The 13023-nt window shown below is 64.1% G+C and carries 12 protein-coding genes; 9 read left to right on the top strand and 3 right to left on the bottom strand.

All coding sequences use genetic code 11. The annotated features are described in order from the left end of the window. Positions 1-24: 24 nt before the first annotated feature. On the top strand, positions 25-1275 hold the full coding sequence (gene cobA, locus AAFP29_RS11595) for a uroporphyrinogen-III C-methyltransferase (protein ID WP_419217520.1): 1251 nt from the start codon (positions 25-27) through the stop codon (positions 1273-1275). Between the two features lie 61 nt (positions 1276-1336). Then, the gene (locus AAFP29_RS11600; protein ID WP_419217521.1) at positions 1337-2827 is read left to right on the top strand and encodes a DHA2 family efflux MFS transporter permease subunit; all 1491 of its coding nucleotides are present in this window, start codon (positions 1337-1339) and stop codon (positions 2825-2827) included. Between the two features lie 77 nt (positions 2828-2904). On the opposite strand, the gene yaaA is transcribed toward AAFP29_RS11600, so the two are convergent. Beyond that, a complete protein-coding gene (yaaA, locus tag AAFP29_RS11605) occupies positions 2905-3645 on the bottom strand; it encodes a peroxide stress protein YaaA (RefSeq protein WP_419217522.1) in 741 nt (246 codons plus the stop codon). Positions 3646-3684: 39 nt separating this feature from the next. Between yaaA and AAFP29_RS11610 the strand changes: the two genes are divergently transcribed. Beyond that, complete coding sequence (locus AAFP29_RS11610; RefSeq protein WP_419218077.1) at positions 3685-5415, top strand: proline--tRNA ligase; 1731 nt, start codon at positions 3685-3687, stop codon at positions 5413-5415. A 6-nt stretch (positions 5416-5421) separates the two neighbouring features. On the opposite strand, the gene AAFP29_RS11615 is transcribed toward AAFP29_RS11610, so the two are convergent. Together AAFP29_RS11615 and AAFP29_RS11620 are read right to left on the bottom strand one after the other, a co-directional pair. After that, positions 5422-5853 carry a ferritin-like domain-containing protein gene (locus AAFP29_RS11615; RefSeq protein WP_419217523.1) on the bottom strand — a complete coding sequence of 144 codons (432 nt, stop codon included), beginning with the start codon at positions 5851-5853 and terminating at the stop codon, positions 5422-5424. Further along, complete coding sequence (locus tag AAFP29_RS11620; protein WP_419217524.1) at positions 5850-6344, bottom strand: hypothetical protein; 495 nt, start codon at positions 6342-6344, stop codon at positions 5850-5852. Before AAFP29_RS11620 ends, AAFP29_RS11615 begins: the two co-directional genes overlap by 4 nt. A gap of 136 nt (positions 6345-6480) precedes the next feature. Between AAFP29_RS11620 and rimP the strand changes: the two genes are divergently transcribed. From rimP to AAFP29_RS11650, 6 genes are all read left to right on the top strand, one after another. Further along, positions 6481-7029 carry a ribosome maturation factor RimP gene (gene rimP, locus AAFP29_RS11625; protein ID WP_419217525.1) on the top strand — a complete coding sequence of 183 codons (549 nt, stop codon included), beginning with the start codon at positions 6481-6483 and terminating at the stop codon, positions 7027-7029. A 65-nt stretch (positions 7030-7094) separates the two neighbouring features. Further along, a complete protein-coding gene (nusA, locus tag AAFP29_RS11630) occupies positions 7095-8120 on the top strand; it encodes a transcription termination factor NusA (RefSeq protein ID WP_419217526.1) in 1026 nt (341 codons plus the stop codon). 79 nt (positions 8121-8199) lie between these two features. Next, positions 8200-8520: a YlxR family protein gene (locus AAFP29_RS11635; RefSeq protein ID WP_419218078.1), complete on the top strand. Its 321-nt coding sequence runs from the start codon at positions 8200-8202 to the stop codon at positions 8518-8520. Between the two features lie 77 nt (positions 8521-8597). Next, positions 8598-11453: a translation initiation factor IF-2 gene (gene infB, locus AAFP29_RS11640; protein ID WP_419217527.1), complete on the top strand. Its 2856-nt coding sequence runs from the start codon at positions 8598-8600 to the stop codon at positions 11451-11453. A 126-nt stretch (positions 11454-11579) separates the two neighbouring features. Further along, positions 11580-12041, top strand: a complete 462-nt coding sequence (rbfA, locus tag AAFP29_RS11645) for a 30S ribosome-binding factor RbfA (protein ID WP_419217528.1) — start codon at positions 11580-11582, stop codon at positions 12039-12041. A gap of 11 nt (positions 12042-12052) precedes the next feature. Then, positions 12053-13009 (top strand): DHH family phosphoesterase, encoded by a 957-nt coding sequence (locus AAFP29_RS11650; RefSeq protein WP_419218079.1) that lies wholly within the window; start codon positions 12053-12055, stop codon positions 13007-13009. Positions 13010-13023 lie beyond the last annotated feature (14 nt).

The following is a 13023-nucleotide window of genomic DNA, read 5'->3' on the forward strand; positions in this document are numbered from 1 at the left end:
CCGTCGTCGGTAACATTTCCTCCCATGCCCCAACCCTCGTCTCGCAATGATTCGGCCGACCCGTCAAGCGGCGCGGCGCATTACCTGGCGGGGCTGAATCTGGCCGGTCGCAAAGTCGTTGTGGTGGGCGGAGGTTCGGTCGCTCAGCGGCGGGTGCCGAATCTGATCGCCTCCGGTGCACAGGTGCACGTGGTGGCAATCGACCCGACGCCGGCCGTCGAATCCAATCCCGCTGTGCATATCCACCGCCGCGCGTACGCCGACGGCGATCTCGACGGTGCCTGGTACGCCATCGCGTGTACCGACGATCCGGCAGTCAACGCAACTGTGGTCGCGGAGGCCGAACGTTCGCGCATCTTCTGCGTCCGCGCCGACGATGCGCGCGGCGGGTCCGCGGTCACGCCGGCCAGCGGGAGCCACGGTGCTTTGACGTTCGGTGTGCTCGCTGCGGGCGATCATCGGCGCTCGGCTCGGGCCCGCGACCTAGTGGCTGCGGTCTTCGACGGCTCAACGACGATCGCGCCGATCGACGATGAGAAGCACCCGGCCGGCGTCGCGCTGGTCGGCGGTGGCCCCGGCGACCCCGACCTGATAACCGTTCGCGGCAGGGCGCTGTTGGCCCAGGCCGACGTCGTCGTCGCCGACCGCCTGGCGCCAGCCGAACTATTGGCCGGACTCGGACCAGACGTCGAGGTGATCGACGCTGCCAAGGTTCCGTACGGACGAGCCATGAAACAGGAGGCCATCAACGCGGTCCTCGTCGATCGCGCCCTGTCCGGCAAATTCGTGGTCCGCCTCAAAGGCGGAGATCCCTATGTTTACGGCCGTGGTTTCGAGGAATTGCAGGCATGTGTCGACGCCGGGGTGCCGGTCAGCGTCGTGCCGGGAATCAGCAGTTCCATCTCGGCACCCGCGCTCGCCGGTATCCCCGTCACACATCGTGGCGTGACGCATGAGGTGGTTATCGCGTCGGGCCATGTACCGCCCGGACACCCGGATTCGCTGACCGACTGGGCCGCACTCGCGCAACTCCGCGGCACGATCGTGCTGATGATGGCGGTTGAACGAGTCGACGCCTTCGCCGACGCCTTACTCGACGGTGGTCGGTCAGCCCAGACGCCGGTCGCGATGATCGAGAACGCCTCGCTTCCCTCGCAGCGGGTGTTGCGAACAACTCTCGCGTACGCCGCGCAAACTGCGGTCGACGAGCGGCTCCGGCCCCCGGCGATTGTCGTGATCGGAGAGGTTGCGGGGTTCACCGACGCGGCATCGTGATGCGCGAATATGCCAACAGGGATTGGCAACGGGGCGCGGTCTCGCGGTAACGTCGCAGATCATGTCCCATTCAACGGCGAATGCCGCCGCCCCCGCAGGCGGTGCCTACAGCAAGGTTTTTGGACCGCAGATCCTGGTGATCAGCGGCATGCAGTTGCTGTTGGTACTCGACGGCACGGTCGCCGCGCTGGCGCTGCCTCGTATCCGCGAACAGTTACATCTGTCCGAGGCCAGCGGCAACTGGATCATCACCGCGTATGTGCTTGCCTTCGGTGGGCTCATGCTTCTCGGCGGTCGGCTGGGCGACGCGTTCGGACGCAAACGCATGTTCATCGCCGGTGTTGTCGCCTTCACGCTGACATCGCTACTATGCGGCGTCGCGCAAAACGAATGGATGTTGGTTGCTGGCCGCGCCCTGCAGGGCGTGTCGGCCGCGATCGCCGCACCGACCGCAATGGCGCTTGTCGCAACAACTTTCGCGCCGGGTAAAGATCGCAGCACCGCTTTCGCGATCTACGCTGCAATGACCGGTATCGGCTCGGTCGCCGGGCTGATCGTTGGAGGAGTGCTCACCGAGATCAGTTGGCGCTTGGTCTTCCTCATCAACGTGCCGATCGGAATCCTGGTGGCGATCGGCGCTGTGTGGTGTCTGCGCGAGTCACAGGGTGAACGATTGGCGCTCGATGTCCCTGGCGCGATACTCGCGACACTCGGCTGCACTTTGCTGGTCCTGGGAATCAACGAAGGTCCCAACGGATGGTCGAGTCCACTGGTGATCGGCTCGCTGGTCGGCGGCGTTGTCGCGCTGATCGCGTTCGTCTATGTCGAGCGGACCGCCGACAATCCGCTTCTGCCATTTTCACTATTCGACAACACGAGTCGGGTGGCCGCATTGGCCGCCATTCTGTTCGCCAGCGCGATCATGATGTGTATGGCGGTCTTCATCTCGCTATATCTGCAGGGAATCCTGAAATATTCACCGCTGCAGAGCGGTATGGCCGTCGTGCCGTTCGCGTTCGGACTGGGCATCGCCGCCGCGATAGCGTCGAAACTTTCCCTGCGATTCCAGCCGCGCTGGCTGGTGCTTATCGGCGGCGTCGTGATTTTTGTCGGTTGTATCTACGCCGCGACAATCGCCACCGGCGCTCCGCCATATTTCCCGAGTATTGGTGTGCCGGTTGTCGTGATCGGCTTCGGCGTCGGAATGGCGGTCATTCCACTGACCCTGTCGGTGGTTGCCGGTGTCGGGGCAACCGAAATCGGCCCGCTGACCGCACTGGCTCAGGTGGCTCAGCAGATCGGCGGTGCTGTCGGACTGGTCGCCGTCGGCGCAATGGTGACGTCGCGGTCGCTTTCGCTCGGCGGGACCACCGCGCCGGTCGAGACGATGAACGACTCGCAGCTCGACGCCCTGGCCAACGGTTACGGACTCGCGTTCGCTTCCTGTGCGGGGATCGCGATCCTGGCTGGCATCGTCGTGCTGTTCATGCGATTCACACCCGAGGAAGTCGCCGACGGGCAGGCCGCGCAGGAAGCGGCCAACGCGGGCTGAATTCTGCCATCACGACCTCGGTAAGGTAGATGCTCCCTCGCCGGTGATGACGAGTCAGAATGCAGTCGGCGTTGAGGCTATTCGGTCACCACCGTGATGGACGTTGGCCCGTCAATCTCGACGTGCTGCCCGGCGTCCGATAGCACCGCTGCGAGCGCGTTGATGTCCTTTACGTTGCGCCGGGTATTCACCAAATCGCGCGCGATCAACCCTTTGTAGTGTTTATTGAAGTGGCTCACCACTTTTCGTGAGCCGTCGGGAGCCTGGGTCACGACGGTCGCCGTCACCGCGCGTTTGGCTGGCCCGAGCTGCTGATAGCTGCCCGAGCGCAGGTCGACGAGGAAGTCGTCGACCGCGTCCAACTCTGGCGTCAGAACCGGCTTCCAGAGCGCCCCCAGCGTGCCCATGCCGGGCAGTTTCGATCCGCCGGACAGTCGATATGCCGGGATCGGGTCACGCGCGCGTACGACGCCGAATAGTGCCGACCCGATGGCCAGGCGGTCGGCGGCCTTGGTCTTGCCCGCACGAGTAAGACCGGAAAAGTCCAGCGCGTCGTAGAGGACGCCGGTGTAGCGCATGATCGCGGGGCGGGTCGGCGACAACCACAGGTCGGCATTGCGATCCACCTCCGCCAATTGCGACTGTCCCAGGTCAAGCGCCTTTCGGCTCCCGTCAAGATCGGCAGCCAGAGTCACGATGGCATCGCCGAGCACCTTCCGATTCTCATTCAGCGCCGGAAATGACAGCACGTCGAGGTCGAGTGGTGCGCCCGAACCACCGTCGGACTTAGTCTCTGAAGGAGGGAGGATTACCAACACTTTCACCAGGTTACTAAGCTGTGCGATGTGATTACGCGCATGTCCTCCCTATTCCTGCGGACTCTCCGCGACGATCCGGCCGATGCCGAGGTGCCCAGCCATAAACTGCTGGTTCGCGCCGGCTATGTGCGCCGCGCCGCGCCGGGTGTGTACTCCTGGCTGCCGCTGGGTCTCAGAGTGTTGCGGGCTGTCGAAGATGTCGTGCGTGAAGAAATGAATCGCATTGGCGGACAAGAGATTCTGTTGCCCGCATTGCTACCGCGCGACCCATACGAAGCCACCGGACGGTGGACGGAATACGGCGACGCGCTGTTCCGTCTGCAGGACCGTAAGGGCGCGGATATGCTTCTGGGGCCAACCCATGAGGAGATCTTCGCCAACCTCGTCAAGACCGAGTACTCGTCGTACAAGGATCTGCCGGTCATTCTGTATCAGATTCAGACCAAGTACCGCGACGAAGAACGTCCCCGGGCCGGCATTCTGCGTGGCCGGGAGTTCGTGATGAAGGATTCCTACTCCTTCGACCTGTCCGACGATGGGCTGAAAGAGGCATACAGCGCCCACCGTGAGGCATATCAGCGGATTTTCGAGCGCCTTCAGGTCAGCTATGTGATCGTCTCCGCGACCTCTGGGGCGATGGGCGGAAGTGCATCCGAAGAATTCCTTGCCGAGGCGGAGGTTGGCGAGGACACCTATGTGCGATGTGTCGAGTCCGGCTATGCGGCCAATGTCGAAGCGGTGATCACGCCGGCGCCCGCGCCGATTCCGCTCGACGGACTGCCCGAGGCCGTCGTCCACGACACCGAGAACACTCCAACTATCGACGCTCTGGTCGAGTGGGCGAACAGTACCCTCGACCGCGAGGTGAGCGCCGCCGATACGTTGAAGAACGTCATGGTGAAAGTGCGTGCTCCCGGCGGCGAGTGGGAGTTGCTCGGTGTCGGTGTGCCGGGGGACCGCGAGGTGGATTTCAAACGTCTCGAGGCGTCGCTGGAGCCCACTGAAGTCGAATTGCTCGACGACGCCGATTTTGCAGCCAGTTCATTTTTGGCAAAAGGGTACATCGGGCCGAAGGCGTTGTTGGCCAACGGAGTTCGCTATGTCGTCGATCCCAGGGTGGTTTCCGGCACGGCGTGGATCACCGGTGCTGACGCAGCAGGTAAACACTACGTCGACCTCGTCGCCGACCGGGACTTCACACCTGACGGCACCATCGAGGCCGCCGAAGTCCGCGATGGCGATCCATCGCCGGACGGCCAGGGAAGTCTGGTGTCGGCCAAGGGAATCGAGATCGGCCATATCTTCCAGCTCGGCCGGAAGTACACCGACGCCTTCGAGGTGGATGTGCTCGGCGAGAACGGTAAGCCGGTGCGACTGACTCAGGGTTCCTACGGTGTCGGGGTGTCGCGGTTGGTCGCGGTGCTGGCCGAGCAGTGGCATGACGACAAAGGACTGCGCTGGCCAAAGGAGGCGTCGCCGTTTGGCGTGCACCTGGTGATCGCCAACAAGGACGAGGCCGCTGTCGCGGGCGCGGAACAATTGGCGGCCGATCTCGATGCCGCAGGTATTGAGGTCCTTATCGACGATCGCAAGGCGTCGCCCGGCGTGAAGTTCAAAGACGCCGAGTTGATCGGTGTCCCAACGGTTGTCGTCGTCGGGCGAGGATTCGCTGACGGCACCATCGAAATCCGTGATCGGTTTAGCGGCGAGGCCGCAGTTGTTCCGGTCGACGGTGCGGTCGATGCTGTCCGGGCGGCCGTTCGGGGCTAGTTCCAGTTACTTAATGCCCGGCAGCGCCACCGTCGCGGGCCTGACCCCCGACGCCTGGCGCCAAAACGCTCCGCGCAGTGCGCATTCGGTTAGGCCGTCAACGGCGAGTCGTCGGACCGGCGCGGTGTCCGCGCGTTCGGCAAGGGATCGGTATGCCTGAGCGGTATCTTGCTCGGCGTCCAGGGCCGCTCTCGCGGCGGTCGCCGAGTTGGTCACTTGCACGGGGAGCACATAGCCGGGTGCAGTGCTTCGAGCTTGTCCGCCCGCGGCCACCAGCGCCTCGTTCAATTCGTCTCGGCGAGCGCGGTGTTCGGCGATATACGTCGCGACGGCTGTACGGCGATCGCCCGTCGTGAACGCGGTCAGCACACCGTAGGTGTAGACGGCCGCGTGCTCGGCATCGACTGCGGCGCCCAGCGCATCTGTGGTGTCGCTCATGCCAGTTGGACCTTTCGCAGTGTTGTCGTCGAGGCGCTCACCGACGCGAGTAACCCGGCACGATAGCCGTCCATCGTGACGCCGACGTCCGCCGCTTGTCGCGCGGACCGTTCCAACTGGGCGCGTAATGCGTCGAGGGTGCTCGGCGGCGTGTCCGGTGTGCCTGAGGTCGGGGGTGTGGTTTCTGAAAGTGATTGCGCCGCTTCAGGATCCAGTCGAGTTATCTCTTCGCGGAGTGCTTTGGCGTGAACGTCGCGTTCGGCGGTCACGACACCAAGTGCCGCAGCGTAATTCGGGTTTGCCGCCACCAGGCCGCGTGCCGAGTCGGCGTCGTTTGTCGCGGCGGTGGCCGCCGGGGTGAGTTGTTGTGCGAGCAACTGGTCGGCGGTCGGGCCGCGGTCGCAGCCGACTAACGCGGGGGCCACGGCAAGCCCTGTCAGGCCCAGTAGGCCACCGGCCAGGACGGTTCGTCGATTCAGCGCGGGGGTCACAGTCGACCATGATGCCATTGGTGCCGGGTCGATCGTCGGACAGTGGTGATGGACGAGCCTGAGTAAGCAACCGAGCCGAGGTGCTCTAGAATCGACTGCCGACGCACCGCACAACTGAAGACGAGGAGCCCACGGCGTGAGCACACCACCCATGACGCCGCAGCAGATACGTGAACTCGTCGACCCGCGGATCAACGCCGACGGCTACGACGTCGAAGATTTCACCATAGAACCCGCATCGGATGGCGGCATAGCCGTAACGATAATCGTCGATCGCGACGGTGGAGCGGACCTGGACGCGCTGGCAGCACTGACCCGCGATCTGGTCGACCTGATCGAAGCCGCAGCACCTGATACCGATTACCTCTTGGAAGTCACCACCCCGGGAATCAATCGCCCGCTGACCGAGACCCGGCATTGGCGCCGAGCGCAGGGCCGCAAGGTCGACGTCGAATACTCCAAAGACGCTCAGACCACCCGACTTTCCGGCCGCATCGGCACGATCACCGATGAAACTGTCGAAGTGATTCGGAACGAGCGGGGACGGTTCACCATCACCGCGATTGATCTCAAGTCGGTAACCAACGCGGTTGTACAGGTCGATTTCCGCGCCCCGAACGCAACCGAACTGGAATTGTGTGGCCTGGACGAGGTGGCCATCGCGCGGCTGACACGCACAGACTGACGCCGACCGACAACTCAAACGAAGCATCGACTAGTGGACAAAAGTAAATAGGAGCACAGGGCATTATGAATATCGACATCACTGCACTGCGGATGATCGAGGTCGAGAAGGGTGTCTCGATCGACACTGTCATTACGGCAATCGAATCGGCGCTGCTGACCGCCTATCGACATACCGACGGATACGCCCAGCATGCGCGCGTCGATGTCGACCGTAAATCCGGTGTGGTGCGGGTGATGGCGCAAGAGGTCGACGAGACCGGCGAGATCGTCCACGAATGGGACGACACCCCAGCTGATTTCGGTCGCATCGCAGCGACGACCGCGCGTCAGGTAATTCTGCAGCGCATCCAAGATGCCGAGAATGAGAAGAACTTCGGCGATTTCGCAACGCACGAGGGGGAGATCGTCGGCGGAGTCGTGCAACGCGACGTGCGTGCGAACGCGCGCAACATGATCGTCGTTCAGGTCGGTAGCGACGCCCACGGAACCGAGGGCGTCATTCCACAGGCCGAACAGGTGCCGGGCGAGAACTATGAGCACGGTGATCGACTCAAGTGCTACGTGGTCGGCGTGACCCGCGGCCAACGCGGTCCCCAAATCACTCTGTCGCGTACGCACCCGAACCTGGTTCGCAAACTGTTCTCGCTGGAAGTTCCCGAGATCGAGAACGGTCAGGTGGAAATCGTCGCGGTCGCTCGCGAGGCTGGTCACCGATCGAAGATCGCGGTACATACGACCGTTCCGGGACTTAATGCGAAGGGCGCGTGCATCGGGCCGATGGGCCAGCGGGTCCGCAACGTGATGAGCGAACTTGCCGGCGAGAAGATCGACATCATCGACTTCGACGCCGATCCCGCGGTGTTCGTAGCCAATGCGCTGTCGCCGGCGAAGGTCTTGTCGGTCACGGTCATCGACGCGGAGAATCGGGCCGCACGCGTCGTCGTGCCCGACTACCAATTGTCGTTGGCGATTGGTAAAGAGGGGCAGAATGCACGTTTGGCGGCCCGCCTCACCGGGTGGCGAATCGACATTCGATCGGACGCCGACCCCGAGCCGGACGCGGTGGACGACGTCGACACACCGGCCTGACATGGCCACCGCGATTACGATTTGCATACGGGCGGTAGACTGACCAATGGTCGATGTGGCGACACGTCCGGTTGTTCGGATGTGTCTTGGATGTAGACAGCGCTCGGTGGCACGTGGAGTGGCCTCAGACCTTGTCCGGATCGTGGTTCGTGAGAACAACGCCGGGCCGGTGATCGTAGTTGATCACCACAAGTCCATGCCGGGACGCGGAGCCTGGCTGCATGCTCGGACCGACTGTGTGTCGGCCGCGCTGCGGCGTAGGGCGTTGCCAACGGCATTTCGAGTCAGCGGGGTCACCGTTGACCCGGACGATTTCATCGCGGCTGTGATGGGATCGACGCAGAACGAGGCTCACGCGAGTGAGCCGGAACAGGTAGCAGAAGACATGAGCACACCGTGAAGTTCCCACGATGAGCACGTTTCTAACGTAAACCGAGGTCGCAGCGGGTCCCGCTCGACCTCCAAGTGAGGAGAGCAGTGGCAGGCAAGGCCCGCGTGCACGAACTGGCCAAAGAGCTGGGCGTGACGAGCAAGATTGTGCTCGAACGTCTCAAAGAGCAGGGCGAGTTCGTAAAATCCGCATCATCGACAGTTGAAGCCCCCGTGGCTCGTCGACTGCGGGAATCATTCCCAAGCTCCGACGGAGCAGCAGAGGCAGCCCCGAAGGCCGCCCCGAAAAAGTCAACCCCCAAGGCGGCCGCCGACGCTTCCGCAGACGCCCCGGCGGCGTCGTCGGGACCGAAGCCCAGCGCTCGTAAACCTGGCGGTCCTAAGCCCGGCGCACCCAAGCCGGCTGCGGCAGAAGCCACGCCGGTTCCTGCGGCTCCCGAGCCGCCAGCACCGGCACCGACTCCGGCGCCTGAACCCGCCACACCGCCCGCGGCGACTAAGCCGAGCACACCTGCTCCCGGCCCAAGTGCGCGTCCAGGTCCCAAGCCCGGACCGCGCGCACCGCGCGTCGGCAACAATCCTTACTCGTCGGCACCTGCGCCGGCTCCGCGTCCACCGGCGTCTCGGCCCGGTCCAGGACCGGGCGGACCCCGCCCCGGCCCAGGTCAGGGTGGTCCGCGTCCCGGTGGTGGTCGTCCCGGTGCTGCCGGTCGACCGGCAGCTGGCGGACGCCCCGGCCCCGGTGGCGCACGTCCGGCCCCCGGCCAGGGCGGACCTCGTCCGAATCCGGGCAGCATGCCTCCTCGTCCCAGCCCAGGTGCGATGCCCAGTCGCTCGGCCCGCCCAGAAGCCGGTCGTCCCGGCGGTGGCCGTGGTGGCCCAGGCGGCGGTAACCGCGGCGGTGGCGGCGGTGGCGGTGGTTACCGCGGCGGCCCAGGTGGCGGCGGCGGCAACGCCGGCGGTCCTCCAGCCGGCGGATTCCGTGGACGCCCAGGTGGCGGCGGCGGTAACCGCGGTCGTGGCGGTGCCGCAGGTGCATTCGGTCGTCCAGGTGGAGCGCCCCGTAGGGGCCGCAAGTCCAAGCGGGCGAAACGCGCCGAATACGAGAACATGCAGGCACCAGCAGTCGGTGGTGTCCGGTTGCCACACGGCCAAGGCGAGATCATTCGTCTTGCCCGTGGTGCGTCGCTCTCTGATTTCGCCGACAAGATCGGTGCCAACCCGGCATCGCTGGTCCAGGCCCTGTTCAACCTCGGCGAGATGGTCACGGCCACCGAGTCGGTGAACGACGAGACCTTGGAGCTGCTTGGCTCGGAGATGAACTACAAGGTTCAGGTTGTCAGCCCCGAAGATGAGGACCGCGAGCTGCTCGACAGCTTCGATCTCACCTACGGCGAAGACGAAGGCGGCGAGGAAGACCTCGAGCAGCGTCCTCCGGTGGTAACCGTCATGGGCCACGTCGATCACGGTAAGACCCGACTCCTCGACACGATCCGTAAGGAGAATGTGCGCGAGGGTGAGGCCGGTGGTATCACCCAGCACATCGGTGCGTACCAGGTGAACACCCACCTCAACGGTGAAGATCGTCTGATCACCTTCATCGACACCCCTGGTCACGAGGCGTTCACCGCCATGCGTGCCCGTGGTGCCAAGGCCACCGATATCGCGATCCTGGTGGTCGCGGCCGACGACGGCGTGATGCCGCAGACGGTTGAAGCGGTTAACCACGCACAGGCGGCCGATGTGCCGATCGTGGTGGCGGTCAACAAGATCGACAAGGAAGGCGCGGATCCGACAAAGATCCGTGGCCAGCTCACCGAGTACGGCCTCATTCCCGAGGAATACGGCGGCGAGACCATGTTCGTCGACATCTCGGCCAAGCAGGGCGACAACATCGAGGCACTTCTCGAAGCTGTTCTGCTTACCGCCGACGCGTCGCTCGACCTGCGGGCCAACCCCGACATGGACGCTCAGGGTGTTGCCATCGAGGCACACCTCGACCGCGGCCGTGGTCCGGTGGCAACCGTGCTCGTGCAGCGCGGAACGCTGAAGGTCGGCGACTCGGTCGTCGCTGGCGACGCCTACGGTCGTGTGCGCCGCATGGTCGACGAACACGGCGACGACGTCGAGGCGGCACTCCCGTCGCGACCAGTCCAGGTCATCGGCTTCACATCGGTGCCGGGTGCGGGTGACAACCTGCTGGTCGTCGAGGAAGACCGCATCGCACGGCAGATCGCCGACCGCCGCAATGCGCGCAAGCGCAACGCACTGGCCGCGCGTAGCCGCAAGCGGATCAGCCTGGAAGATCTGGATTCGGCGCTGAAGGAAACCAGCCAGCTGAACCTGATCCTCAAGGGCGACAACTCGGGTACCGTCGAAGCCCTCGAAGAGGCGTTGCTCGGCATCGAGATCGACGACGAGGTGCAGTTGCGCGTCATCGACCGTGGTGTCGGTGGCGTCACCGAAACCAACGTCAACCTGGCGGCGGCATCGGATGCGATCATCATCGGCTTCAACGTTCGCGCGGAGGGCAAAGCCACCGAGCTGGCCAACCGCGAGGGCGTCGACATCCGGTACTACTCGATCATCTACCAGGCGATCGACGAGATCGAGAGTGCGCTCAAGGGCATGCTCAAGCCTATCTACGAAGAAGTCGAGCTGGGCCGCGCGGAGATCCGCGCGATCTTCAAGTCGTCCAAGGTTGGCAATATCGCAGGCTGCATGATCAGTTCGGGCGTCGTCAAGCGCAACGCGAAGGCGCGCCTGCTCCGCGACAACGTCGTGGTCAACGAGAACCTCACCATCTCGTCGCTGAAGCGGGAGAAGGATGACGTGACCGAGGTCCGCGAGGGTTTCGAATGCGGTTTGACGCTGACATACAGCGATATCAAGGTCGGCGACATCATCGAGTCGTACGAACTGCAGGAGAAGGCACGAGACTAGGCCCGATCCATACACTCCTTCTGCTGCGTGGCGAGAGTTCGCTCCCGTCACGCAGCAGGAGGAGTAGTTTTTCGTTAGGTTATGCCCGCCTCGTTTGTAGGCAGCGGCAGGGGAAAGGAATTCGACGTGGCAGATCCGGCGCGCGCGCAGCGACTCGCCAAGCGCATCTCATCGATCGTGGCTTCCGCGATCGGCTCGGAGATCAAGGACCCGCGGTTGGCGCATGTCACCGTGACCGACTCCAAGGTGACCGGAGATCTACATGAGGCCACCATCTTCTACACCGTGATGGGGGAGTCGCTCGACGATGAACCCGACTATGCCGGTGCGGCAGCCGCGTTGGCTAAGGCGACCGGTGTGCTGCGCTCCAAGGTCGGGGCGGGTACCGGTGTCCGGTTCACCCCGACGTTGACGTTCGTACTCGACACAGTTCCCGACGCCGCACGCCATATGGACGAGCTGTTGGCACGTGCCCATGCCAATGATGAACTGGTTGCCCGACAGGCTGAGGGCGCTAAGCCTGCCGGCGAATCGGATCCGTACAAGTCGGCCGACGAATCCACCGATGACTCCGACGGAGTGCAGTGAGCGGTAGAGTGCTGGCGCCTGACACCGCACGTCTCATCGCCGAGACCTTGCGTAACGCGGGCTCGGTGACGATTCTGTGCCACGTGCGACCCGATGCGGACACCATCGGCAGTGGCTTGGGACTGGGACTGGCGCTGCGGCGCCTCGGTATCGACGTCGAAGTGTCGTTCCCCGGTGACACGTCATTGCCCGAGGGACTCAGCGAATTACCTGGCGTCGAATTGCTCGTCGACGCCGACGCCGTGGTCGGTCATGACACCGTTGTTGCGGTGGATGCCGCGACTCTCGGTCGATTGGCTTGTCTTGCTGCGCATTTCAGTGATGCGACGCGCAGCATCGTGATTGATCATCATGTATCCAACACCGGCTTCGGGTCGATCGACTATGTCGATCCGGGTGCCGACTGCACAGCGGCACTGGTGCTCGACGTCGTTGATCGTCTTGGTGTCGACGTCGATGCCGACATCGCGACCTGTCTTTACGCGGGCCTGATCACCGATACCGGCTCGTTCAAATGGGCGCGTCCGGCGTCGTTGACGATCGCCGCTCGTCTGCTGGAGGCGGGCGTCGACGGTGCTCGGTGGAGCAGGACGCTGCTGGACAGTCACCCGTTCGCGTGGTTGCAGATGGTGGAGAAGGTTCTCGCGACGGCGACGCTTCGGGAGGATTCCCTGCACGGGCGTGGCCTGGTGTATGCGGTGATCGACAACGAAGCTTCCGAGGGTCTTGACTGGGCCGAGTTGGAAAGCGTGATCGACGTCGTGCGGACGGTGTCGGAGGCAGAAGTAGCCGCCGTTTTCAAAGAGGGCGACCCCGGCGAATGGACCGTGTCCCTTCGGTCGAAGTCGTCGGTCGATCTCGTGCCTATCGCTCAGTCGCACGGCGGCGGCGGACATCATCGGGCCGCGGGGTACAGCGATACCGGGTCGGCGGATGACGTCGTCGCGCGCCTGGTGGACACGCTCTGAGCGCAGAACCCGGC

Source organism: Gordonia sp. CPCC 205333, assembly GCF_048537885.1.
In the GTDB taxonomy this organism is placed as follows: domain Bacteria; phylum Actinomycetota; class Actinomycetes; order Mycobacteriales; family Mycobacteriaceae; genus Gordonia.

What these genes read in the sequence shown, in the direction of transcription:
- AAFP29_RS11615 (WP_419217523.1), bottom strand. Translation starts at nt 5,853, where the DNA reads ATGAGCGACACCACAGATGCGCTGGGCGCCGCAGTCGATGCCGAGCAC.
- cobA (WP_419217520.1), top strand. Translation starts at nt 25, where the DNA reads ATGCCCCAACCCTCGTCTCGCAATGATTCGGCCGACCCGTCAAGCGGC.
- nusA (WP_419217526.1), top strand. Translation starts at nt 7,095, where the DNA reads ATGAATATCGACATCACTGCACTGCGGATGATCGAGGTCGAGAAGGGT.
- AAFP29_RS11635 (WP_419218078.1), top strand. Translation starts at nt 8,200, where the DNA reads ATGTGTCTTGGATGTAGACAGCGCTCGGTGGCACGTGGAGTGGCCTCA.
- AAFP29_RS11600 (WP_419217521.1), top strand. Translation starts at nt 1,337, where the DNA reads ATGTCCCATTCAACGGCGAATGCCGCCGCCCCCGCAGGCGGTGCCTAC.
- AAFP29_RS11610 (WP_419218077.1), top strand. Translation starts at nt 3,685, where the DNA reads ATGTCCTCCCTATTCCTGCGGACTCTCCGCGACGATCCGGCCGATGCC.